At 64.2% G+C, this 23741-nt stretch carries 24 protein-coding genes; 11 read left to right on the top strand and 13 right to left on the bottom strand.

The annotated features are described in order from the left end of the window. Positions 1 to 5: 5 nt before the first annotated feature. The 3 genes from EN850_RS00995 to EN850_RS00985 form a co-directional block, all read right to left on the bottom strand. Positions 6 to 713 (bottom strand): LuxR C-terminal-related transcriptional regulator, encoded by a 708-nt coding sequence (locus tag EN850_RS00995; RefSeq protein WP_245512021.1) that lies wholly within the window; start codon positions 711 to 713, stop codon positions 6 to 8. Between the two features lie 165 nt (positions 714 to 878). Continuing rightward, the gene (locus EN850_RS00990; protein WP_246689120.1) at positions 879 to 1739 is read right to left on the bottom strand and encodes a glutathione S-transferase family protein; all 861 of its coding nucleotides are present in this window, start codon (positions 1737 to 1739) and stop codon (positions 879 to 881) included. 38 nt (positions 1740 to 1777) lie between these two features. Beyond that, positions 1778 to 2359: a VOC family protein gene (locus tag EN850_RS00985; RefSeq protein WP_136090418.1), complete on the bottom strand. Its 582-nt coding sequence runs from the start codon at positions 2357 to 2359 to the stop codon at positions 1778 to 1780. Between the two features lie 321 nt (positions 2360 to 2680). On the opposite strand from EN850_RS00985, the gene EN850_RS00980 reads away from it, so the two are divergent. Next, a complete protein-coding gene (locus EN850_RS00980; protein ID WP_136090417.1) occupies positions 2681 to 3568 on the top strand; it encodes a DMT family transporter in 888 nt (295 codons plus the stop codon). Between the two features lie 61 nt (positions 3569 to 3629). Next, complete coding sequence (locus EN850_RS00975; protein ID WP_136090416.1) at positions 3630 to 4571, top strand: DMT family transporter; 942 nt, start codon at positions 3630 to 3632, stop codon at positions 4569 to 4571. A 243-nt stretch (positions 4572 to 4814) separates the two neighbouring features. Here EN850_RS00975 and EN850_RS00970 read toward each other — a convergent pair whose 3' ends face one another. Continuing rightward, positions 4815 to 5678, bottom strand: coding sequence for a LysR substrate-binding domain-containing protein (locus tag EN850_RS00970; RefSeq protein ID WP_136090415.1), 864 nt, complete (start codon positions 5676 to 5678; stop codon positions 4815 to 4817). A gap of 113 nt (positions 5679 to 5791) precedes the next feature. Between EN850_RS00970 and EN850_RS00965 the strand changes: the two genes are divergently transcribed. The 4 genes from EN850_RS00965 to EN850_RS00950 all read left to right on the top strand — a co-directional run bounded on the left by EN850_RS00965 (position 5792) and on the right by EN850_RS00950 (position 10152). Next, positions 5792 to 6199, top strand: coding sequence for a 4-oxalocrotonate tautomerase family protein (locus tag EN850_RS00965; RefSeq protein ID WP_136090414.1), 408 nt, complete (start codon positions 5792 to 5794; stop codon positions 6197 to 6199). Between the two features lie 102 nt (positions 6200 to 6301). Continuing rightward, positions 6302 to 8524 (top strand): AMP-binding protein, encoded by a 2223-nt coding sequence (locus tag EN850_RS00960; protein WP_136090413.1) that lies wholly within the window; start codon positions 6302 to 6304, stop codon positions 8522 to 8524. Between the two features lie 187 nt (positions 8525 to 8711). After that, on the top strand, positions 8712 to 9479 hold the full coding sequence (locus EN850_RS00955; RefSeq protein WP_136090412.1) for an NAD(P)H-binding protein: 768 nt from the start codon (positions 8712 to 8714) through the stop codon (positions 9477 to 9479). Next, the gene (locus EN850_RS00950; RefSeq protein WP_135928191.1) at positions 9463 to 10152 is read left to right on the top strand and encodes a TetR/AcrR family transcriptional regulator; all 690 of its coding nucleotides are present in this window, start codon (positions 9463 to 9465) and stop codon (positions 10150 to 10152) included. Before EN850_RS00955 ends, EN850_RS00950 begins: the two co-directional genes overlap by 17 nt. Here the strand turns inward: EN850_RS00950 and pssA are convergent. The 3 genes from pssA to EN850_RS00935 all read right to left on the bottom strand — a co-directional run bounded on the left by pssA (position 10149) and on the right by EN850_RS00935 (position 13075). After that, on the bottom strand, positions 10149 to 10895 hold the full coding sequence (gene pssA / locus EN850_RS00945) for a CDP-diacylglycerol--serine O-phosphatidyltransferase (protein ID WP_245464392.1): 747 nt from the start codon (positions 10893 to 10895) through the stop codon (positions 10149 to 10151). The two genes, EN850_RS00950 and pssA, sit on opposite strands and share 4 nt — an antisense overlap. Positions 10896 to 10970: 75 nt before the next feature. Further along, the gene (locus EN850_RS00940) at positions 10971 to 11669 is read right to left on the bottom strand and encodes a phosphatidylserine decarboxylase (protein ID WP_127278715.1); all 699 of its coding nucleotides are present in this window, start codon (positions 11667 to 11669) and stop codon (positions 10971 to 10973) included. 239 nt (positions 11670 to 11908) lie between these two features. After that, the gene (locus EN850_RS00935) at positions 11909 to 13075 is read right to left on the bottom strand and encodes a DUF4375 domain-containing protein (RefSeq protein ID WP_246689146.1); all 1167 of its coding nucleotides are present in this window, start codon (positions 13073 to 13075) and stop codon (positions 11909 to 11911) included. A gap of 337 nt (positions 13076 to 13412) precedes the next feature. On the opposite strand from EN850_RS00935, the gene EN850_RS00930 reads away from it, so the two are divergent. Then, entirely contained in the window at positions 13413 to 14285 is an 873-nt protein-coding gene (locus EN850_RS00930; protein WP_127871410.1) for an SMP-30/gluconolactonase/LRE family protein, read from the top strand. On the opposite strand, the gene EN850_RS00925 is transcribed toward EN850_RS00930, so the two are convergent. The 4 genes from EN850_RS00925 to EN850_RS00910 all read right to left on the bottom strand — a co-directional run bounded on the left by EN850_RS00925 (position 14282) and on the right by EN850_RS00910 (position 18692). Beyond that, on the bottom strand, positions 14282 to 14629 hold the full coding sequence (locus EN850_RS00925; protein ID WP_127280728.1) for an antibiotic biosynthesis monooxygenase: 348 nt from the start codon (positions 14627 to 14629) through the stop codon (positions 14282 to 14284). The two genes, EN850_RS00930 and EN850_RS00925, sit on opposite strands and share 4 nt — an antisense overlap. Positions 14630 to 14847: 218 nt before the next feature. Next, positions 14848 to 16731, bottom strand: a complete 1884-nt coding sequence (locus EN850_RS00920) for an ABC transporter ATP-binding protein/permease (protein ID WP_136090410.1) — start codon at positions 16729 to 16731, stop codon at positions 14848 to 14850. A 25-nt stretch (positions 16732 to 16756) separates the two neighbouring features. Continuing rightward, complete coding sequence (locus EN850_RS00915; RefSeq protein WP_127280730.1) at positions 16757 to 17050, bottom strand: metalloregulator ArsR/SmtB family transcription factor; 294 nt, start codon at positions 17048 to 17050, stop codon at positions 16757 to 16759. 133 nt (positions 17051 to 17183) lie between these two features. Next, a complete protein-coding gene (locus EN850_RS00910; protein WP_136090409.1) occupies positions 17184 to 18692 on the bottom strand; it encodes a LysM peptidoglycan-binding domain-containing protein in 1509 nt (502 codons plus the stop codon). Positions 18693 to 18817: 125 nt separating this feature from the next. Here EN850_RS00910 and EN850_RS00905 point away from each other — a divergent pair, with 125 nt between their 5' ends. Then, the gene (locus EN850_RS00905; protein WP_127281002.1) at positions 18818 to 19429 is read left to right on the top strand and encodes a TIGR00730 family Rossman fold protein; all 612 of its coding nucleotides are present in this window, start codon (positions 18818 to 18820) and stop codon (positions 19427 to 19429) included. Positions 19430 to 19474: 45 nt separating this feature from the next. On the opposite strand, the gene EN850_RS00900 is transcribed toward EN850_RS00905, so the two are convergent. After that, the gene (locus EN850_RS00900; protein WP_135863768.1) at positions 19475 to 20374 is read right to left on the bottom strand and encodes a LysR substrate-binding domain-containing protein; all 900 of its coding nucleotides are present in this window, start codon (positions 20372 to 20374) and stop codon (positions 19475 to 19477) included. A 118-nt stretch (positions 20375 to 20492) separates the two neighbouring features. On the opposite strand from EN850_RS00900, the gene EN850_RS00895 reads away from it, so the two are divergent. From EN850_RS00895 to EN850_RS00885, 3 genes are all read left to right on the top strand, one after another. Next, a complete protein-coding gene (locus tag EN850_RS00895; RefSeq protein ID WP_136090408.1) occupies positions 20493 to 20783 on the top strand; it encodes a muconolactone Delta-isomerase family protein in 291 nt (96 codons plus the stop codon). A gap of 159 nt (positions 20784 to 20942) precedes the next feature. Further along, entirely contained in the window at positions 20943 to 21725 is a 783-nt protein-coding gene (locus EN850_RS00890; protein ID WP_135929066.1) for a glucose 1-dehydrogenase, read from the top strand. Between the two features lie 106 nt (positions 21726 to 21831). Further along, positions 21832 to 22830 (top strand): transporter, encoded by a 999-nt coding sequence (locus EN850_RS00885; RefSeq protein WP_136090407.1) that lies wholly within the window; start codon positions 21832 to 21834, stop codon positions 22828 to 22830. Here EN850_RS00885 and rarD read toward each other — a convergent pair. Further along, on the bottom strand, positions 22808 to 23734 hold the full coding sequence (gene rarD, locus EN850_RS00880; RefSeq protein ID WP_135883342.1) for an EamA family transporter RarD: 927 nt from the start codon (positions 23732 to 23734) through the stop codon (positions 22808 to 22810). The two genes, EN850_RS00885 and rarD, sit on opposite strands and share 23 nt — an antisense overlap. Between the last annotated feature and the right edge of the window lie 7 nt (positions 23735 to 23741).

The raw sequence follows: 23741 nt of genomic DNA, 5'->3' as shown, positions 1-23741 counted from the left end.
CACCGTCAGGTGCGCGGAGCCTCCCAGCCGGCGGCCAGCAACTCGACCTGGGAGTGCACACCGAGCTTGCGGTAGACCTGCTTGATGTGGTTGCGCACGGTGCCGGGTGAAATCGACAGGTTTCGCGCAATCGTCTTGGCGCTGCCGCCCTCGATCAGCAGCCGCGCGATCTGCCTTTCCCGGGCGCTCAGTTGCGACCCCGCGGCTTCGAGTGCGGACCCCTTGTCCCGAAGGCGGCACAAATGAAGCAGCCTTTGCAGAATGAGCTTCGTCGCGCTGCTCGCCGCGCCGGCCACGGCCAGATCATGCTCGCCAAAACGCGGTGCGCCGTTGCGGCGCAGAAAGGTCACATAGCCGGCCGTCAGTCCGTCGAGATTGAAGACGCCCGTTATTTCATCGAAGCTGCCGGAGGGCCCGTAGAATTCGCGATAATAGGGCGTGCGCTGGAAATCGCCGTGGCTGAGAGCCGACAAGGGCAGCAGGAAATCCTGTCTGGTGCTGGCGAACCTCTGAAAGAAGGGATCCTGGCGATAGATGCGCGCATCATAGTCGCGGTTCCAGCGATCGGGTCCGGCATCGTCGATGGTCAGGGACGTTATATCGCGACGATAGAAGCCAACATAGACACGATCCGAGCCAAGCAGCACGCCTGCCGCCGCGCTGAAGCGGGCCGACAAGTCTTCGGGCGTTGCCGCCAGGGCCGCGGCGGCCACGCCACCGCTCCAGCGTTCAAGCCGGTCGAGAGAAAAATTCGACTGCATCCGCGCCCAGACTAACGCAAGCCCCGCCAACTTCAAGCTGGCGGGGAACCGTGACGCCACCGGTGAAATCAGTCGGTGGCTGCTTCCGCAGCTCACCGCCCCATCAACGGGTTGGAATCACGCCTTGGCCTGCGACCTCACATGGGCGATGTAGCCGCGCACGTCGCCGGCTGGGCCGGCATAGGCCTTGCCGAGCTTCTTCTCCATGGCCGCCATGTACTCCTTCGCCCATTTGGGTAGGGCGTAGTCGATGACGGCGAGGAATTCGAGGGTCGCCGCCAGGCGGATGTCGGCGATCGACGGGTTCTTGCCACCGATGAACGGCTTGCCGTCGCGGAAGAAGGAGTGGAAGACCTCGAGCGGTTCGGCAATGGCAGCGACCGCCGCCTTCTGTGCCTCCGATTTCCTGTCCGGGTGGGCGTCGCTGTGACCGACCTCGCCGGCATATTGCGGGAAGCCGAGCGCGGGATAGGTGGCGCGCGCCACATAGGGATAGAGCGTGCCGATCAGGTAGAACATGGCGCTGTCTATCATTGCCCGCTTTGCTGGGGCCTTGGGGTAGAACTTCTCCAACCCATGCTTGTTGGAAAGATATTGCATGATGGCACAGCTCTCCCAAAGCACGCCGCGCGGCAGGCCCTTGTCCTCGATCATCGGCGTCAGATGGGCCGGATTGCGCGCCATGTATTCCGGCGAGCGCGTCAGCCCCCACGCATCGGTCTCCGCATGGTCGAGCCCGGCGGCGCGGGCAAAGACGCGAACGGTCATGTTGTTGACGCTCGGCTTCAGCATGCTGATGGTCAGTGCCGGTTTCTTTGCCGGTTTCGCCTTGGCCTTGGCCACCGTCTTGCCGGCGGCTGCCTTTGACGCCGTCTTGGCCGCTGGTTTGGCGGCTGCTTTTGCCGCTGGTTTGGCGGCGGCTTTTGCCGCCGGTTTTGACGCTGGTTTGCCCACCGGCTTGCTTGCGCTCTTCGTCATTGCCTTTGCCACATATTCCTCCCTTGCCTGTTCAGCGCTCAATATGGATTTTTGGGTGCCCGGTCGGCCGACAATGTCGCGCGCACGCGTTCCACCAGAGCCTGGATGGCGTCAGCCAGATGCACTTCGGCGATATTGTAGTCGCCACGCGCGACGCGAAGCTTATGCGCCTCCATCAAGACGTCGGCATGGGTGAAACCGGCGGGCGGCTCGAAGCGGTAGGAGGCAAGCTCGATCAGCAGGCCGAGCGGATCCTCGAAGTAGATCGAATCCATGAAGCCGCGATCCTTGACGCCGCTGTGCTTGACGGCGCGCTCGTCGAGCCGGGCGACCGCCTGCAGGAAGATGACGCGCGATACCGCAAAGGCGATGTGATGGACGCAGCCCGGCTCGGTCGGGGTGCGGCGCTTCACGGCCGTGCGGGTCTCGTCGGTGAAGATGGTGATCAGCCGGCCGTCGCCGGGATCGAAATACAGATGGCTTTCGCTCGGCTTGTCGAGGTTGGGCTGCTCGAAGATGAAAGGCATGCCAAGCAGACCTTCCCAGAAATCGATCGAGGTCTGGCGGCCGGCGCCGACCAGCGTGATGTGATGGACGCCTTGCGACTGCAGTTTCCGCATCGGCCTTCTCCCAGCAATGTCCGCTCTGGCGCAAGCGGCGCGTCAGGCCGCGCGCCGCGCATGCTACATCTGGCACCAGCTGAGCGGCAATTCCCTTGTCCGTTCCCCGGCGTTCTACGCGCCCGCCCTTCATTCACGGCCTTATGAGACGATGCTAAACCAATCAGCCGCGCCGCGCCAGAAGCCGTGTCCGGGACAGGTCCCTGCCCCAAACGCAAGCGCGGCGCTGGAGCAGCGCCGCAGAGAATTTCGCCCGTATAGCTGGCGGGAGCGGAGCCGACAGGGGCTGGAGCCGCCTTCACGCAAGCAGGCGCACGCCTTATGGCCGATATCGCCATTCTCGATACACGCGAAAGGGTTCTCGCCGGAATCCTGCTGACGGGTGCGGCCTATTTCCTGTTTTCGACGCAGGATGCCTCGATCAAGCTGCTGGTTGCCGGGCTGACTGTCTGGCAGATCATGTTCTTCCGCTCCATCACCATTCTCGGCGCCTGCGCGGTGATCGGCGGGCGGCGATTGTTCGCCGATACCATGCGCTCGCCGGTCGTGTTGCCGATGCTGGTGCGCAGCGCCTTCACGCTTGCCGCCTGGCTTTGTTACTACAATGCCGCCCGCAGCCTGCAGCTCGCCGAACTGACCACGGTCTATTACGCGGCTCCGATCATCGTCATCGTGCTTTCCGTGATCCTGCTCGGCGAAAAGGTGCCTGCTCTGCGCTGGCTGGCGGTTCTGGTCGGCTTTGCCGGTGTCTTTGTCGCCTGCGATCCCACCCGTCTCGGCTTGTCGGTACCCGTATTGCTGGTGCTGACGGCGGCTTTCTTGTGGGGCATCGCCATCGTGCTCCTGCGCAGGACCGCGCTTGCGGAGCGCTCGATGATCCAGCTTCTCCTCAACAATTTCTATTTCCTGGTGTTTTCGGCGGTGCCGGCGCTGTTGTGGTGGCACACGCCGGACCTGACGCAATTGCTGCTTCTTGCCAGCGTCGGCGCGCTCGGCGGGCTGGCGCAGTATCTCCTCTTCGAAGGCATGAAGCGCACGCCGGCATCGATCCTGGCGCCACTCGAATACACATCACTGCTGTGGGCGTTCGCGCTCGGCTTCGCGATCTGGGGCGACGTGCCGCGCCGTGAGGTCTTTTTCGGTGCCGCCCTCATCGTCGCCGCCGGCCTGCTGATCGTCGGCGGCGAGCATTTCCGCAAGCGGCTGTGATGTGGATGGCCGTTTACTGCCGACACGACGATGTCAGGACCGGGCAAGGTAGGCTGCGGGCATGACTGAGATCACGGCCGCCGCGGAAACCACCGAACGCACGCTCGGCATCATGCTGGTGTCATCCTCGGCGGCGGTTTTCGGGCTGACCGGCGTGTTGACCAAGTCGATCCATGCCGATCCGCTGACGATCACCTGCTGGCGCGGCTTTGTCGGCTCGATCCTGATCAGCCTCTACGTGCTGTGGCGCCGCCACCGTGCCGGCAACCGTGAGCCGCTGCGGCTTGGCTGGCGCGGCTGGCTGCTGGCGGTGGAAGGCGCGCTGGCCAGCATCGCCTTCATTTCTGCCTTCAAGTTCACTTTCGTCGCTAATGTCGCGGTTATCTACGCGACGTCGCCCTTCATTGCCGCCCTGCTGGCCTGGATGCTGGTGCGCGAGCCGTTCCGCCTGCAGACGATGGTGGCGGCGGCGGTATCGCTATGCGGGGTCGCCATCATGGTCTGGTCGGGTTTTAGCACCGGCAATCTGTTCGGCGACGGGCTGGCGCTGCTGATGACGGCCGGCAGTGCGCTCTACATGATCATGGTGCGCGCGTTCCGCGACACGCCGGCGGTGTGGGCCGGCGCGGTTTCGGCCTTCCTGTTGTTCATACTCGGCTGGTTCGTCACCGATCCGCTTGCGGTTTCACCAAGGGACGCCGTTCTGCTTGCCACCTTCGGCGCGTCCTTCGCGCTGGCTTCCATCCTGTGGACGGAAGGCTCGCGGCTCATCCCGGCGCCCGAATCCGGCCTGCTCGGCTCGGCGGAAGTGCCGTTCGCGATCCTGTTTGCGTTCCTGTTCCTGGCCGAAATACCGCCAGTGGCCAGCATGGTCGGGGGCGCCGTCGTGCTCTGCGCGGTCTTCGCCCACGCCGGCCGCGATTGGCTGAAGGCACGCTCGCGGCAGGGATCGTCAAATATTTCCAAAAAAAATGACACAGTCACGGAACCATCGACGGACTGAGACATTATTGATGCGACGGGCCACCCCCCCAAGTCCCCCCAAACCCCTCGGCCCGTCCTACTCCCAAGCCGACCGCAAGGTCGGCTTTTTCTTTGCAATAGACAGGCCCGACCGCAAGGTCGGCTTTTTCTTTGCAATAGACAGGCCCGACCGCAAGGTCGGCTTTTTCTTTGCAATAGACAGGCCCGACCGCAAGGTCGGCTTTTTCTTTGCAATAGGCGGCGGACGCCGCGCATCGCCAACTCAGCCAAGCGGTTCCGACAGAGCCAGGTTGCCGCCAAGCAGTGCGGCAAGATCGCGTGCGGACGCATCGGCGCCAGAGCGCAGCCGGATCGCGAACTCGGCCATCGGAGCCGGCGGCAGGCCGAGCTCGCGGGGCGCCTCGACAATGCCGGAATGGGCAAAGCGCGGGGTTCGCAAGGTCAGCGCCAGACCGGCGTTCACCGCGGTGCGCAGGCCGGCAAGGCTGGCGCTGCCGGCGGCGATACGGTAGCGGCGGCCGGCGGCGTCGAGGGCGGCGAGTGCGGCCTCGCGAAAACCGCAATAGGGGTCGAGCAGCGCCAGCGGCAGTTCCTCCTGGCGCGAGGCCAAGCCCTTCCCCGAACACAGCCATACCATCGGCTCACGCAGGACGCCGACCTCGTCAGGCGCCGCGTGCTGGCGCATGACGATCGCCAGATCGAGGCTGCCGGCCTGCAACGCCTGCGCCAGTTCGGCGGAGCGGCCGACGCGCAGTTCGATCCTGACGCGCGGATGACTGGAGGCGAAGGCACGCAGCAGGTCCGGCAGGCCGCTGTCGGCGAAATCCTGCGTCGTGCCGATGGCGACGCGCCCAGCGGCGCGTGCGCCCTTCAGCGCCAGCCACGCCTCGCGATGCACGGCAAGAATGCGCCTGGCATGCCCGACAAGGTCCTCTCCGGCCGGCGTCAGGCCGCGCCCCCTACCCTGCGGCGCCAGAAGCGGCTCGCCGACAATCTCCTCCAGACGCTGCATCTGGGCGGTCACCGCCGATGGCGAGCGTCCGACACTGGCTGCCGCCTGCGCCAGCGAACCGCTGTCGACGAAAGCAAGGAAGGTTCTGAGCAGGTCAGGATCGAGCGTTTCCATAATTCGATACTATCGAACTGTTTATTGAAAACAATTCGATTTTTTTGATCCAATGACAATGGCATGGTCTCTCCAACGGCGAACGACGCCGCTGGAAACCAAGGAGATGAAAAATGCCTATCATCAATGTCAGCGTCACGGGTAAGCCGGACGCAACCCTGTCGGCCAGCATCGCCAGGGAGATAACCGAAATCACCGCCACGCATCTGCGCAAGGACCCGACGATCACCGCGGTTGCCGTGTCCTATCTCGATCCGCTGCACTGGTTCGCCGGCGGCAAGTCGCTCGCCGAACACGGCACCAACACGTTCTGGCTCGACATCAAGGTGGTCGACGGCACCAACACCAAGCTCGAACTGGAAGCCTATCTCAAGGCGATCTTCGATGCCTTTGGCCGCCTGCTCGGCGGCGTGCATCAGGAAAGCTATGCTTTCGTGCACGAGGTCCCGGCAGCCGCCTATGGCTATGGCGGCAAGACGCAGGAATTCCGCTTCATCAGCGGGCGGCTGAAGGCGGCGTGAAGCGCACCCCTTCCGCATTGACCTTGCCCCGACTTCCGCTAGGCTCTGCCACCGAAGCGGCCGCAAGAGCCGCGAGGACAAAACCGTTGGGAGAGACGCGGCATGATCCTGACACTGGCGCTGCTTGCGGGTCTGGTTGTGGCCTGGCTGCTGATCGGGGCAATGGAAAAGTTCCGCCTTGGCCTGCGCTTCACCCAGGCGCTGCTCTACGTGCCGTTCAAGCTCGCCTACCGGATCAGCGACAATCGCATCCGGATCGCTGGCAAGGCGCCGGTGCCGGTCATCTATGTCATCTCGCACCAGTCGCGCTTCGAGCCGGCGCTGATGCTGTCGCTACTGCCGGACGACACGCTGCATATACTCGACGAGGTCTCGGCCCGCTCGCCATGGCTCGAGCCCTGGCGCGAACTCGGCCGCACCATTGCCTTCAATGCAGAACATGTCTTCGTCAGCCGCCGGCTGGTGCGCGTGCTGAAGGGCAAGGGGCGGCTCGCCGTCTATCTTCCCGACGCGGTCGAGCCCGACGTCAAGACGTTCCGGCTGTTTCGCGCCGTCACCCGCATCGCCATGCAGGCCGACGCCCGCATCGTGCCGATCTTCGTTGCCGGCGCGCGCAATCTGCCGGTCTCGCTGACGCCGGCGGACAGGGCACCGCGGCACTGGTTTCCACGGCTGTCGATCAGCGTCCTGGAGCCGATGACGATCGCCGAACTGGTGGCGCGCAATCCCGACCAGGCCTCGAACACCAATGCACTGTTCGACCGCGTCGCCGAGGCCCGGCTTTTCGGCACGGACCTCGACCGCGGGCTGTTCCTGGCCATGCGCGACGCCGCCGACCGCGTCGGCGCCTCGCACACCATCATCGAAGATGTCATCTCGGGGGCCTTGAGCTACCGCAAGATGTTCATCGGCGCACGGGTGCTGGGCAGGCGCTTCGAGGCGGTGACGGCGCCGGGCGAAGCGGTGGGGGTGATGCTGCCCAACGCCAATGGCGTCGTGCTGTCGCTCGTCGGCCTTCTCTCGGCGGGCCGGGTGGCGGCAATGATCAACTACACGGCCGGGCCGGCAAGCGTCACCGCAGCGATACGGACGGCCGTCATCCGCACCGTTGTCTCTTCGCGTGCCTTTGTCGAGAAGGCCGATCTCGCCGATATCGTCGCCGCGGCCGAAACGGGCGGCGCCCGGCTGCTGTGGCTGGAAGATGTGCGGACCAGCGTCACCACGCTGGACAAGCTTGCCGCCGCCTTGCTGTGGCGCCTGCCACTGCAACGGCAGGACGCGGCCAGGCCGGGCGTGACCCTCTTCACCTCGGGTTCGGAAGGCACGCCGAAGGCGGTCGTTCTGTCGCAAAAGAACCTTCTCGCCAATGCCATGCAGGCCGAGGCGCGGATCACCATTTCGCCGGCGGACATCCTGCTCAACGTGCTGCCGGTGTTCCATTCCTTCGGCCTGACGGGTGGCACCATCCTGCCGCTGGTCACCGGGGTAAAACTGTTCCTCTATCCCTCGCCTCTCCACTACAAGATCATCCCCGAGATCGCGCGCAAGGTGAAACCGACCATCATGTTCGGCACCGACACGTTTCTCGCCAACTATGCGCGCACTGCCAAGGACGGGGATTTTTCCAGCCTGCGCTTCGTCGTTGCCGGCGCCGAGGCGGTGAAGCCGGACACCCGCCGCACCTATCGTGAACGCTTCCAGGCCGAGATCATCGAGGGCTTCGGGCTGACCGAGGCAGCGCCCGTGGTTGCCGTCAACACCGCGATCCACGGCCGCGACGGCACGGTCGGGCGGTTGCTGCCGGCCATCCGCATGAAGCTGGAGCCGGTCGAAGGCATCAATGATGCCGGCCAGTTGTGGCTCGACGGGCCGAACATGATGATGGGCTACATGACCGCGGACCGCCCCGGCGAACTGCAGCCGCTGACCGGCTGGCACGACACGGGCGACATCGTCGCCGTTGACCGCGAAGGCTTCATCACCATTCGTGGCCGCGCCAAGCGCTTCGCCAAGGTTGCGGGCGAGATGGTGTCGCTGGGCGCGGTGGAGATGCTGGTGCAGTCGCTGTGGCCGGAAGAACACCATGCGGCGGTGGCGGTGCCGGACAAGAGGCGGGGCGAGCGCATCGTGCTGGTCACCACCGCAGACGAAGCAAGCGCCGAGGAGCTGCGGCAGTTCGGCAAAAAGGCCGGTGCGGCCGAACTGATGGTGCCCAACGACATCGTCAAGGTCGAGGAAATCCCGGTGCTCGGTTCGGGCAAGACCGACTATGTATCGACCAGGAAACTGGCGATCGACCGGCTGGGGCTTGGCGTGGCGGCTTAGTTGCCACCTACGCCCCCTTTCGAGGCCCGCTGTCGTCTTCGCATGACCAAGGACCGCGCCATCCTGCCGCAGCGATTCAGATGGACAAATCTAAGGTGAGAGAGTATTCACTCACTAAGGCAGGCTGAGCATGCATATTTCTGCCAGCGCGACATGACACCTCCTTTGCACGGCGAGGAGATCCAGCATGGCAAAGATCCTCGTCACCGGCGGCACCGGGCATCTCGGACACGATCTCGTGCCGGCACTGACCGCGTCCGGGCACACTGTCAGGTTGCTGGCCAGGGAAGCGAGGCTGGACCGCGCCGTCGAATGGGCGGTCGAATGGGCGCTTGGCGACCTCGCAACGGGCGAAGGCATTGATGAAGCCCTTGGCGGCGTCGATACGGTCATCCATGCCGCAACGTTGTCGCCGATCGCCAGGCGCGGTATGCGGCCGATCGATTTCTTCTCCAGTCCGTCGGATGTCGACGTCGAAGGCACGCGGCGGCTGCTTGCCGCATCGCAGCGCGCCAATGTCTCGCATTTCATCTTCGTGTCGATCGTCGGCCTCGACTTCAGCACCCTGCCCTATAGCCGCGTGAAGCTGGCGGGCGAGCAGCTTGTGCGAGAGTCGCCACTTTCCTGGTCGGTCATCCGCGCGACGCCGCCGGTCTGGCTGCTGCCGACTTCGCCCTCAAATCCTGTCGATACACGCGATGTCGCCAGTTATCTGGCCCAGGCTGTCAGCGACGGGGAACGCGGTGTCCGCCCGCAGATCGGCGGACCCGAGGTGATGCCGTTCTCGACATTCGCTCGACAATACCGGGATGTGCTCGGGCTCCGGCGCCTCATTCTGCCGTTTCCGGTGAGTCGAAAGATAAGCCTTTCCTTGGGCCTGGTCGAAACCAGCGAACGGCTGGGAGAAAGAACATGGAAGGCATGGCTTTCCGAGCAGGGTGGATGCGCGCCGTGAGCGATCCTACGATTTCGCGCGAGAATGGTACTGTCGGGCGCCGAATCTCCACCACCAGGATCGAGTGACAGGAATAGCCATGAAGCCGCCATCCGCCGGACGCGAGCGCATTTTACGCGAAGCCATTCGCCTGTTCGCCGAGCGCGGATATGACCGGACCAGCGTTCCCGAAATTCAGGAAGCCGCCGGCCTGTCGCGTGGCTCGGGTGCGCTCTACAAGCACTTTCCCTCAAAGGAGGCGCTGCTTGCCGCGGCTATCGACCGGTTTGTTGGAACGGCGCGGGAAGGACGCGCCGAGCTTGGCGAACAGGTGCTTCCTGTCGATCAGGGGGCGCGGCGGATCGTGGAGAGCATGCTGGAAAAACTCGGCGCGAATCGCGACGTGCTCAGAATCCTGTGGCGCGATCTTGAGCCCTTTCCGGAATTGAAAGCCTCGGCGCGTGGCGAGATCATGCAGAGCACGTACCACGCAGTCGCCGAATGGTTGCGGGAGCGCCAGCGCCAGGGCGAACTGCGTCCCCATGACAGCGACGCGGTCTCCGCCGTCATCGTCGGCAGCGTCGCCATGTTCCGCGTCTTCGAAGCGATCTGGGCCGAGCGCTCGATCGAGGTCAGCGACGAACGCTTCGCGTCCGCCTGGACCGATTTGTTGGTCCGTGGTCTGCGACCCTAACCTATATCCGAAGGCGGCACCTTCTCGCCTTCCAGCCTGGCGCGCTTGGAGTAGGCACGCACGGAAAACGGCAGGAAGATCAGATAGCCCGCGACCGATGCCGTCAGCGTGTACCAGGGATAGGTCATCAGCAGGAGGATATAGAGCACGACGGCGAGGATGACCGGCAGCACCCTGTCGCCAGGGATCTTGACGCTCTTGCCGGAATAGACCGGCAACCGGCTGACCAGCAGGAAGGCGACCAGGATGGTGAAGCCGGTGGCGACGAAGGCGGCCGGCCGGCTGGGCTCCGCCCCAAGGCGCAGGAAATAGAGATAGAGCGGCAGCATCACCAGCACGGCGCCAGCAGGCGCCGGCACACCGACGAAATATTCACTCTGCCATATCGGGCGCTCGGCCTTCTCGTCGTCGAGCACGTTGAAGCGCGCCAGCCGCAAACCACAGGCGATCGCGAACAAAAGTGCCGCGATCCAGCCCGGCGAGCCGGCACGGTCGAGCAGGAAGGCATAAAGCACCAGCGCTGGCGCGACACCGAAATTGACGATGTCGGCCAACGAATCCATCTGCGCGCCGAATTTGGAGGTGGCTTTCAGCATTCGTGCCAGGCGACCGTCGATGCCGTCGAGGAAGGCGGCAAGCAGCACCATGACAACGGCGGTTTCAAAGCGGTTTTCGAAGGCAAAGCGGATGCCGGACAGGCCGGCGCAGATGGCAAGCACGGTGACGAGGTTGGGCAGCACCATGCGCATCGGGATCTCGCGGATGCGGGGACCGCCGCTGGCATGGGCCTCGAATTTTTTATACTGCGTGCCCACCGGTCAGGAAATCCGTACGAGGGGCGTGCCGGCGATGCCGCCGAATTCGGCCAGCACCGTTTCGCCGCCGACGGCCGTCTGGCCGACGGCAACGCGCGGCGTGGCGGTCAAAGGCAGGAACACGTCGACACGCGAGCCGAAACGGATCAGGCCGAAACGCTCGCCGGTGCCGATCGAAGCGCCGGCCTCGGTCCAGCAGACAATGCGGCGCGCCACCAGGCCGGCGATCTGGACTGCCGCCACCGTACCGTTGGGGCTCTCGATGACCAGCCCATTGCGCTCGTTTTCGGTGCTCGCTTTATCCAGTTCGGCATTGAGGAACTTTCCAGGGCGATGCTCGATCTTGGCGATGCGGCCGCGCACCGGAGAGCGGTTCACGTGGCAGGAAAAGACGTTCATGAACACGGAGATGCGGGTCATCTCGACATTGCCGAGGCCAAGCTCGCGCGGTGGCACGGCAGGCCCCACCGCCGAAATGATGCCGTCGGCGGGGCTTACCACCAGGCGATCGTCGACAGGCGTGACGCGCTCGGGATCGCGGAAGAAATAGACGCACCAGGCGGTCAGGATCAGGCCGACCCAGAACAGGATCGAGGAGAAATAGCCGAGGAACAGCGTCGCCGCGCCAAAGGCCGCGATGAAGGGATAGCCTTCGCGATGGATCGGTACGAACGCGTTCTTGACCGTGTCGACAAGGCTCATGGGCTGGGGGCGGTCCCTGTTTCAGGTCCGGCCTCAATAGCGGAAACACCCCCTGCCCGCAACGCGACAATCGGCGGCGCGAGTTTGTCGCCAGCTTTCGCCGCGATGGCGACCCGTGCTGGTCGTCGAGCAGAGCGGCACCGGCAAGTGGCATCGCTCAGCGCCGCCACGCCGATGAAGTGTTCTTCTCGAGTAAGCAATGGCAGCTGAAGGGCCTGCTCGGATCCACCACGAACAATTTATTCGCCAGCTGCCGCGGTGAGGTCAAAATACTCCTGAAGCTCATTTCGATGAACCTCCGCAAGACTTTCTTCGTGGTCGCCGCGGAGCAGCACGCCACGATCCGGGTACGACTGGAAGAGAAAAGCGTGACCACCAGCCATCACCACCCAATTCACAACCGGCCCCTCCGCACGCTGAACGACCGAATTCGCCGAAACGATAGCCTTGGTCGGATCGACCCCAATCTTTCGCAACAGAAGATCGACGGCAACCGGCGCATGATACTCCTCCGCTAGCTCAATCACTTTTGCTACCATTTGCCCGTCCGCGTACCCGAGCCTGCGGCCAACGCGCGGCGCGCCGGCTGTGAATAGGTTTTCACCGGGGCGAATAATCGCTGGTGCCTCTGGAGGTATGCACTCATAAAATGCTGCGTGGCTGCCCGTTGCAACGCACAGGCGAGGCTCATTCGAATTGGTCCGGAGTTGAAAAACCAATTGCTTCTCGCCATCGACATCCAGCATCCTGGCCATGCCCAGCAACAATCTGACCTCCGGCGGCGTTGCATTGGCGCAAGCGAGACTGACTCCCACGTTCCGAGCGCTGATCATCTGACCGACCAGCTCGGCGATCGATTGATGGAGGAGCCGAGGTTCACGACGAGGATTGGCCATTGCCAACTGAAGTATGGCCTCATCGAAGGTCTCGTCTTCGACAACTCGCAGGTCAGGCCAGGACACGATCCAGCGCGCCAACAGCTCGATCATTGGTGAAGCTTCGTCGGCGTCGTAGAACGCATGGTCAAGTGTATCGAGAAAATCGTCGCGGCCGCCCTCGAAGCCAGTCTGTTCTTCGGCCTCGTCAGGGTGATCGGCGACCCAGGTGGACATCTTTTCGAGAGCCGCCAATTGCCCTTTTGCGCCAATGGCCGTCAGAGCCGCGCGGGCGTTTGCAACCATAGCGTCGAACTCCTCGCCGGCATTATGGATGAATTGACTATGGCCACCGTTCTTTACCTCCGCCGAATACAAATCAGCATGGGAGACCTGCATCGCCTTCGGGTTAATCTCCCATTTACGGTAAAGCCCCTCGGAAACCATGCTTTGGATGAACTTCTCAACAGCGAAGGCGACTTCGAAAGGTTCTTCGTTCGCCTCATCTACGATCGACCGGGGCACGATCACCGGCAACAAGAACCGGGGTCTCGATGCATGCCTCGCTGCTGGAGACTGGACACCAGACGAAGCCTGGGCGATTCTCTTGGATATTCTGGAGAAAAAGCCAAACATTCAAAAATCCCTAAGTGCTAGGAAAAACTTCCCACGGGTTATTGTGACGAAACAATATCGGCAGCACAATGGGATATAGGAATTCAAACCTGAGCTATCGGGACCTCAAAGTGAGGGGCAGCGTTCCGGCCAACGAAAATGCTGACGCTGAAGTCGGGACACCCATCCCCCGCCCGTCCTTGATGAGACGACGCCGTCTTGCAAGCCGTCGTCCAACAAGGAGTTCCTCGCTATGCAGAACCACGCTCTTCACCCGCTTCCCCAGCGTCTCATTGCCACCGGTCTCGCCTTCGGCGAATCGCCGCGCTGGCATGACGGACGCCTGTGGGTCTGCAACTGGGGCACCGGCGAGATCATCGCTGTGGACGAAGGCGGCAAGAGCGAGGTCATGCTCACCATCCCGGCCGTGCTGCCCTACTCCATCGACTGGCTGCCGGATGGCCGGCTGCTGGTGATCGCGGGCCGCGAAGGCCTGCTGTTGCGGCAGGAAGCCGATGGCTCGCTCGTCACCCATGCCGATCTGCGAGCCCTCTCCAAAAGCCCATGGAACGAGATCGTCGTCGATGGACGCGGCAACATCTATGTCAATGGCGGCGGGCCGGCGCCGGCTGCCGGCGAGCATTTCGGCCCCGGCACCATCGTGCTGATCACGCCGGAGGGCACGATCGGCCAAGTGGCTGACAGCATCGCCTTCGCCAATGGCATGGCGGTGACGCCCGACAACAAGACGCTGATCATCGCCGAATCCCATGCCAGCCGGCTCACCGGTTTCGACATCGCCGCCGACGGCACTATGTCCAATCGGCGCGTCTGGGCCGCGCTAGACGGATATCCCGATGGCATCTGCCTCGATGCCGAAGGGGCGGCCTGGTACGCCGACGTGCCCAACAAACACTGCGTGCGGGTGCGCGAAGGCGGCGACGTCTTGCAGACCGTCACCGCCGATCGCGGCTGCTTTGCCTGCATGCTGGGCGGTGCGGACAGGAAAACGCTGTTCATCACCGCCGCCGAATGGCGCGGCTTCGAGCACATGGTCAGCGATGCCCGCACCGGCCAAGTGCTCGGCATTAAAGCGCCGGCACCCGGTGTCGGCTGGCCGGGCTAGAGCCCAGGAACCCGCTGATAGTTGGCGATGTCGGCCCTGACGCCGAGCCGGGCGAGCGTCTCCTGCGGGTTGAAGGCAACGCGTTCTTGCGCCGCCTTGACGATCGGCACGACCTTGTCGACGGCCGCCTGGCTTTCCCATTCGACGATCGTCACCAGATTGAATTCACCTGGCCCCGAAAATTGCTCTAGCAGGAAATCCTGCACGAAACCCTGCTGCTGGCGCAGCAATTCGTGTGTCGTCCTGACCTTGCTAAGGATCTCCTCGCGCGCGGCGGCGGGTACGACGAACTTGTCGACCCTGAACACGCTGCTGCCGTTAACGTTCTGATTCGTAACGCTCATATCCATTTGTCTCGTCCTCGAGGATGCTGTTTCGCGGCTCTCGAGCGACGGTCTACAATCTCAACTTAAGTTGAGGTCAAGCAGGATTCTCGATTGATTTGTGGAAAGGCCCAGACAGCGGCGCCTGCTCCGAAAGAAACCGGAGATGACCGCGGGACAGCCCCCCTCTGCCTTGCCGGGCATCTCCCCCACAAGGGGGGAGATTGGCACTCCACCGACTACGACACTTCCGACGTGCGCCTGCGCACGACGACACCCAGTTCGTCGCTTTCGCGGGCAATGCGCAGCCGCTCCTCGGCCTCGGTCGCCTCGCGCTGGCGGTCCCACATCGAGGCGTAGAGGCCGTGCTTTCGCATCAGCTCGACATGGGTGCCGCGCTCGGCGATCTGGCCATCCTTGAGCACGATGATCTCGTCGGCCGAAATCACCGTCGACAGGCGGTGGGCGATGACGATGGTGGTGCGGCCTTTGCTGACCAGGTCGAGCGCGGCCTGGATCTCCTGTTCGGTGTGGCTGTCGAGCGCCGAAGTGGCTTCGTCGAGCATCAGGATGGGCGGCGCCTTCAGGATGGTGCGCGCGATCGCCACGCGTTGCTTCTCGCCACCGGAAAGTTTCAGCCCGCGCTCGCCGACCATCGACTTGTAGCCGTCCGGCAGCTTCTCGATGAACGGTCCGATCTGGGCGAGTTCGGCGGCCTTGCGCACCTCCTCCTCGCCGGCGCTGACACGGCCGTAGCGGACGTTGTAGGCGATGGTGTCGTTGAACAGCACCGTGTCCTGCGGCACCATGCCGAGCACCGCGCGCAGGCTGTCCTGCGTCACATCCCTCACATCCTGGCCATCGATCAGCACCTGGCCACCCTGCACGTCGTAGAAGCGGAACAGCAGCCGCGAGATGGTCGACTTGCCCGCCCCCGACGGCCCGACAATGGCAACGGTCTTGCCGGCCGGCACCTCGAAGGAGACGCCCTTCAGGATCTTGCGGTTCGGATCGTAGGAGAAGTGGACGTCGCGGAACTCGACCTTGCCGGCGCTCACGGCCAGCGGCTTGGCGTTGGGCTTGTCGACGATCTCCTGCGGCACGTCGAGCAGATCGAACATGTGCTCGATGTCGGTCAACCCTTGCCGGATCTCGCGATAGATGAAGCCGATGAAGTTGAGCGGCACGGAAAGCTGCACCAGCATGGCATTGATGAAAACGAAATCGCCGACGCTCTGGGTGCCGGCGTGCACCTCCAGCGCCGACATGCACATGACGACGACCGTGCCGACGCCGAAGATGAAGCCCTGGCCGAAGTTCAGCCAGCCGAGCGAGGTCCAGGTCTTGGTGGCGGCGATCTCGTAACGCGCCATCGAGCGGTCGAAGCGCTCGGCCTCCATGCGCTCATTGGTGAAATACTTGACCGTCTCGAAATTGAGCAGCGAGTCGATCGCCTTGGTGTTGGCGTCGGTGTCGCTGTCGTTCATGTCGCGGCGGATCGAGATGCGCCAGTCGCTCGCCTTGACCGTGAACCAGACGTAGAGGCAGACGGTGATCGCCACCACGGCCACGTATTTCCAGCCATAGGTGAAACCGAATATGCCGGCGGTCAGCGCGAATTCGAGGATCGTCGGCGCCGTGTTCAGCATGATGAAGCGCACGATCGTTTCGATGCCCTTGGTGCCCCGCTCGATGATGCGCGACAGGCCGCCGGTGCGGCGCTCCAGGTGAAAACGCAGCGACAGCTGATGCATGTGCACGAAGGTGCGGAAGGCGAGCTGACGCACCGCATGCTGGCCGACCCGGGCAAAGAGAGCGTCGCGCAGCTGGTTGAAGCCGAGCTGGACAAGCCTCAGCACATTATAGGCAATGACCAGCATCACCGGGGCGAGCATGAACGACGGCAGCGGCGGGGGCGATTTGAAGCCTCCCGCCAGCGCATCGGTTGCCCATTTGAAGAAATAGGGACCGGCGACCAGCGTCACCTTGGCCACGACCAGCAACAGCGTCGCCCAGGTCACCCGCGCCCTAAGGTCGGCGCGGTCGGCCGGCCACATATAGGGCCAGAGGTTACGCAATGTCGTGAGTGTCGAGGTGTCGGCGGAGACGGTTTTTTCGGCCACTTTTCTTGCCTTTTGGGTGAGAGGATCAGCGGCCGGAGCAGCAGGAATTGATGAGCGCGCCGAGCGACGCCGATACGTCGGCAAGTGCCGCGCGATCGACGGCATAGCGCGATCGTTGACGATCGGGCTCGAAGCGGACAAGGCCGGCCTCGACCAATATTTTCAGATGCTGGGAGATGGTCGACTGCGCCAGATCGAAATGGTCGACAACCTCACGGCAGCAGCAGGAATTGCTGGCGGACAGATGCCTCAGTATCTCGATCCGCGCCGGATGCGCAAGCGCTGCGAACCGCGCCGCGACAAGGCGGCTGTCCGGCATGCAGCCAGGCGCCGCCGAGGCGGCGTGGTCTGATACGGGGATGTATTCTGTCATCGTTCATCGGCGATAGACGATGAGCGATGACAGGGCAAGCTAGGCCGATGGGTAGATCGCCGGAATTGCCGATCTCTCGCTATTGCGTCTTCGCCGGTGCAGTGGTCGCCTGCTCGCCCATCGCCTTGAGGTCGGCGGCTTCACCTTCCTTCGACTTTTCCGGGACTTTGAATACCTGCCCCGGCCAGATGCGGTTCGGATTCCTGATCTGGTCCTGGTTGGCGAGGTATATGGTGGAGTAGCGCACGCCGTGACCATAGACGCGCCTTGAAATCCGCCACAGCGTATCGTTACGCCGAATGACGACCGCGCCGTCGGCATGTTCGAGCTTGGGCGACACGACTTCGGGCACGTCGCTTGGCGGCGTGGCTGCCGCGACAACGGCCGGTGCCGGGGCCTCTGCGGCTGGTGCGGACTCCGCCGGAGCAGCAGCGGCAACAGCAGGCGCCGCAGCGGCTGGTGCCTCCGCGGCAGCAGGCGCAGCGGGCTTGGTCTCTGCCGGCTTGGTCTCGGCCGGCTTGGTCCCGGCTGGGGCAACGGCGGCGACCGCCTCGCCCGGCTCGCGCTCGAAGGGTACGGCGGCGCGAGCCACCACCTTCACGCCGTCGGCATCGAGGCCGTCGACATGGATGGTATAGCTGCCGACCGGAATGTCGCGCGTCGCCTCGACCAGAAAATGGCCGTCCGGCGACGTCTGTGCGTCGCCGAGCAGAATGTCGTTGGCATAGGCGCGCACCTTGCGGCCCGGATCGGCGAGGCCGGCGACAAAAATCTTGTTGCCGTCGATTTCGACCGCCTCGACGACGATCTTGGGTTCAGCCACAGCCGGCGCGGCCGGTGTCGCCGGAGCGGGTTGTGCCTCAACCACGGCTGGCGCGGTCGGCGCCGGCGCGGCGGGCGCTGGAGCGACCGTCGCGGGCGCTTCAGCAGCTTGGTCGCCGGTTGCCGGCGCCGGCTTTGTCTCGGGTGTCGGAACCGTCAACAGTTCGGCCGGCTTGCCCGGCTCCTCGACCATGGCCAGCACCTGGCCAGCCGCATTCGCGGGCACCGAGACCACGGCAGTCTGCGCCGAGGCGGTCACGACCGTGCCGACGGTCGAACGCAGCGCGATCGTATAGTCGCCGGGCTTCAGCGGATCGTCGAGCACGATGACAAAGGCGCCATCGGGACCAGCCACCGTCGAGCCGATCACCGTTGAGCCGTTGAGGATTTCGACCTTCGAGTTGGGCACCGCCTTGCCGGCAACGACGATCGAGCCGTTGCTCTCGACGCGCACGACGTCGAAAGTCGGCGCGATCGGACCCGCCGTCGCGGGCGCCGCAGGCGCCGCCGCATCGGTTGCGGGTGCTGCCGGGGCTGTCGCCTGGGGTGCCGCGGCCGGAGCGGCCGGCACCGCCGGAGCCGGCAGCCGCCCTTCCGTGCCGGGGTCGGCGGGTTTCGGCGCCGCGGGCGGCGTCAAGGCCGCCACTTGCGCCGGCGGCGCGGGATGAAGATACGGGTCGAGCGCGCCCGATACATAGGCGGTTCCCGCCGCCGCGACGGTCCCACCCGCCGCGAACAGGAACGCCTTCAATGGATTAATTGCCATATTTCCCTACCCCTTAGCCACCTAACGCCGGTCTAGCGTGTTTTGCCAAAGCCGACAAGAAAAAGCCCGCCCTTGTCAGCCTTTGGGCTTGACCAGGCTTCCAGACCCAATCACCAATCATCCGTATGAACACGATTCGATCCGTCTGCGTCTATTGCGGCTCGTCTCCGGGCCGCGATGAAATCTATGTCAAGGCCGGCCATCTGCTTGGACGCTCAATTGCCAAGGCAGGGCTGCGGCTGGTCTATGGCGGCGGCACCAAAGGCATCATGGGCGCTGTCGCCGAAGGCGCGCTCAAGGCCGGCGGCAAGGTGACCGGCATCATTCCGCGCTTCCTCATCAACAGGGAAGCCACCGAAACCGCGCTTGACCGGCTCGACGAGTTGTTGATCACCGACAACATGCACGAGCGCAAACATAAGATGTTCGAGAAATCCGACGCCTTTGTGGCGCTGCCCGGCGGCATCGGCACAGTCGAGGAAATCGTCGAGATCATGACCTGGGCGCAGCTCGGCCATCACCGCAAGCCGATCGTCTTCGGCAATGTCAACGGATTCTGGGACCCGATGACGGCGTTGCTTGATCACATGGCTGGGGAAGGCTTCATTCACACCGCTCAGCGTGTGAAGCCGCTGGTCGTCAACGACCCCGAGGCCATCGTCGCCGCCATCATGGTGGCCGGGTCGTCGGTCGACGCGCCGACGGAAGGCGTCCAGTCGGTGATCGACAAGATGTAGAGCTAGGGGGCAGTACGTTTGCATTGCCCGAGCGCACGCTTTTCCCTACTCCCTACTCCCCTCCCTCCGAGCAGCCTCCCGCAGATCGGCGATAACCGCGCGCCGGTCCTGCCGTCGCCAGGCGAGATGAATGGAAACCATGCGCCCGAACCACGGCATGTCGCGGAACAGGATCGAGGGCGGCGCGGCAGTGCGCAGGCTTGCCTGCACGGTGGCGAGACCAAGGCCAGCGCTGACAAGGCCGAGCGAGGTCAGCGGGTCGGCCGTTTCATAAGCGATATCGGGCACGAAGCCAGCCTCGGCGCAAGCGGCGAGGAACTGGCCACGATTGGTGTCGTCGGGCTGGCGCACCACGGTGATCCAGACGCGGCCGTCGAGATGGTGCGGCTGGATATCAGCCACATCGGCCAGCGGATCGTCTTCGGGAATGGCCAGCACCAGCGGCTCGTGGCGCAGCGGCGTGCTGGCGATATCGGGATCGTCGGCAGCCGCGGGAGAATACACCAGACCAAGATCGAGCGAGCGCTGCCGAAGCCCCTCCATCTGCGCCGCCGAGCGCAGGCTTCTCAGCTGCAGGTGAAAATCCGGCCGGTCGCGGCGGAACTGGCGCAGCATGCCGGCGACAAGCCCGGCATGAACCGCACCCTCGACATAGCCGATGGCAAGGCGCCCGGTGGAACCGCTGGCCAGGTTGCGGCCAAGCTCCTCCAACCGGCTCGCATTCGACAACAAGGCACGGGCCTCGGTCAGGAAGGCGCGGCCCTCGGCATTGAGATGAACGCGCTGCTTTGCCCGCTCGAACAGGGCGACGCCAAGCTGTTGCTCCAGCTGCATGATCTGCCGGCTGAGCGGCGATTGCGAGATATGCAGCAATTCGGCGGCTCTACCGACATTGCCGGTTTCGGCGACGGTGACGAAATATCTGATCTGGCGCAGGTCGAACATTCTCGCTCCTCGAAACCCAAGTCCTCTCAGGTCTCAACTTTAGCCTAATAAGTCTTGGACAGTCTGACCATGCGGCGCGATATCTCCTGCCATCAACCACTGACAACAGGAGATCGAAATGCAGTTCCTTGCCCTTCTCACCCGCAACACGGAAAAGTTCACCGACGCGGATTTCGCACCCGTTCTGCCTGACGAGGCCGAACAGCGCCGCACCCTCTATGCGGAAGGCTCCGTGCGCCAGATCTGGAATCGCGGCGACATTCCCGGCAGCGGCATGATGTTCGAAGCCGGCAGCGAAGCCGATGTGCGCGGCCATCTCGCCACCCTGCCGCTGGTCAAGGCCGGCATGATGGATATTGCCGCGATCGTGCGGCTCAACCCCTATCCGGGGTTCGGGCCGAAGCGCTGAGGCTGACGGCCGCGACAACCGAGGCCGCCAGCCGGGCGCCAAGGCGACAAAGCGCCTTGCATGTCATCAAGTCACGCGGCACGCTGGTGCTGCCGCTTGCCGAGGCCAGACGGGCCTTCGCGCTGGCGGCCGACAGTTCGCGATCGATGAAGGTGCAAATTGCATTCGACTGACTATCTCGGCCGCCTGTTCGGCCTCGAAGGCAAGCATGCCTTCATCACCGGCGCCAGCCGCGGGCTGGGCCTGGCCTTCGCGGAGGCGCTTGCGAGCGCCGGCGCTCGCGTCACGATCGGCGGCCGTAAGGCCGGCGATCTGAAAGTGGCCGCAGACAGGCTGCGCGCCGCGGGCCATTCGATCGCGGAAGCGGTCATCGACGTGACCGACACACAGTCGGTCGACAAGGCGGTCGCGGCGGCGGAAACGGGCACCGGACCGATCGACATCCTGGTCAACAATGCGGGCATCCAGCGCCGGGCGCCGCTGGAAAGCTTTAGCGACGCCGACTGGGACGCGCTGATGGCCACCAACCTGGACGGCGTGTTCAAGGTGAGCCGGGCCGTCGTAAAGGGCATGATCGCTCGCCAAAGGGGAGCGATCATCAACGTCTCTTCGGTGCAGAGCGTGCTCGCGCGCCCTTCGATCGCGCCTTACGCGGCGAGCAAGGGCGCCATCACCATGCTGACCAAGTCGATGGCCGGCGAATGGGGCCAGCACGGCGTGCGCGTCAACGCCATCGCGCCGGGCTATTTCAGGACCGAGCTCAACGCCGCGCTGGTCGCCGACGAGAAATTCTCCGGCTGGCTGACGGGCCGCACGCCGATGCGGCGCTGGGGCGAGGTGCAGGAGCTTGCTGGAGCCGCCGTGTTCCTGGCTTCCGACGCCGCCAGTTTCGTGAGCGGACAGACACTGCTGGTGGATGGCGGGATCACCAGCGTCCTGTAGGAAGGCGCCGTCACGAAACAGTCACACTAAATCGGGGATGCCATGCTAGAAATCGGACCTGGCCGCCCCCGCGACCCCGACCGCATCAGAGACCGGCGAAGCCGCCATGTATATCGCCCTCCCCGCCGAAGGCACCGACCTGTCGCCTTACCTGCCCGATGAGCACGGGCTGTTCTTCATCTACCACTTTACCGCCGAGGGCGCGCGCACCAGGGATGCCGCCGCCGCGCACTGGACATGGCGCAGCTACCGGCTTTCCGACATGCGCGCCCGCCACGAGATCGGCGCCGATAAGGCCTTGCCGGCGCCGGTGCGCGAAGCCTTCCTGGGCGCCAGCCATGGCTGCCATATCGACCTCGAGGATGACTGGCTCTACGGCGATCTGCCGGACCTGCGCCATGACTATTCGGCGGAAGCCGGCGGGCTTGGTCATTTCCGCTTCGCGCTCAACGATACGATGCTGGTCGGCGCCCGCAAGCAACCGCTGCAATCGGTCGACAACATCCGCAAGGCGATCGAGAACGGATCGCGCAAGTTCCGCTCGCCGGCCGAGCTGATCGAGGCTGTCGTCGGGCAGTCGTTCGACGGCATGGCGGCGGAACTGGCATCACTCAGCGACAGTCTCGACGGCATCGAGGACCGCATCGTCTGCGACGCATGGCACAATGAGCGGCAGGCGCTGGTCGATGCGCGCCGGCACCTGGTGGTCATCCACCGGCAGATGGCGACGCTGACAAATCTGTTTCGCCACCTCGACCATTCGCACCGCAACGACCTGCCGGATTCGATCAACGACATGGCAGCGCGGCTTTCGCACCGCGCCCAGACGCTGCACTATGACGGCGAGCAGTTGCAGGCGCGCACGCGGTTGCTGCAGGACGAGCTGATGGCCAAGCTGACGACGCAGTCGAACCGGCTGCTCTATGTGCTCTCGGTGATGACGGCGGTGCTGTTGCCGATGACCATCATCTCGGGCCTGTTTGGCATGAATGTCGGCGGCCTGCCGCTGGTCAACACCCCATTGGGCTTCTGGGTGGTCACCGCCGTATCGCTGCTGATCGCGGGCGCGACCTATCTTTTCGTCAGGCGGCTCGGACAGATGTAGCCCGGCGCGCCGTCGCCAGCATGGACCAGGAATAGATCGCAAGCGCCGCCCAGATCAGGGCAAAGGCGATAGCCTGCGTTGTGCCGAACGGCTCGTCGAAGATCAGCACGGCAATCAGAAACACCATGGTCGGCGCTATGTACTGCATGATGCCGATGGTCGAGAGGCGCAGCAGCTTGGCGCCGAAGGCGAACAGCAGCAGCGGCACGGCGGTCACCGGCCCGCAGCCGATGAGCAGCGCGGTGTCGGTGCCATTGCTGGAGACGAAATGGTCCTGTCCGGTGGCGATCAGGAAGACGATGTAGCCCAGCGCCGGCACCGACAGCAAAAGCACTTCGAGCAGGAAACCCTGGCTGGGGCCGATCGGCAGCGTCTTGCGGAAGAAGCCGTAGGCGGCGAAGGAAAACGCCAACGCCAGCGACACCCAGGGCAGCTTGCCGCCATCGATCGTCAGTACGGCGACGGCAACCGCGGCAAGCGCCACCGCCGCGATCTGCAGCCGGTCGAGCCGTTCGCCAAGCAGCAGCGCGCCGACCACGACGTTGACCAGCGGGTTGATGTAATAGCCGAGGGCTGTCTCGACGGTGCGGTCGACGGCGATCGCCCAGACGTAAATGCCCCAGTTGACCGAAATCAACGCCGCCGTCAGCGCCGCCATGGCGATGGTACGGGGCGAGCGGATCGCCGCCTTGAAATCGGCCGTGCGGCCGGCCCAGACCAGGACCGCCGCGGCAATCGGCACCGACCAGACGATGCGATGTGCAATGACCTCGGCAAGCGGCAGATGCGCCACCGCCTTCATGTAGAAGGGCAGCAACCCCCACAAGAGATAAGCGCCCAGCGCCAGCAAGAAGCCGCGGCGGGCTTTTGAATCTGTATCGGAGGCAATTGCTTCAGCGGCCATGGCCCAA

Source organism: Mesorhizobium sp. M8A.F.Ca.ET.207.01.1.1, from assembly GCF_004794715.1.
GTDB lineage: Bacteria > Pseudomonadota > Alphaproteobacteria > Rhizobiales > Rhizobiaceae > Mesorhizobium.
Note: the sequence above shows the minus strand (reverse complement) of the source record. Positions and strands in the feature narration are given on the sequence as shown.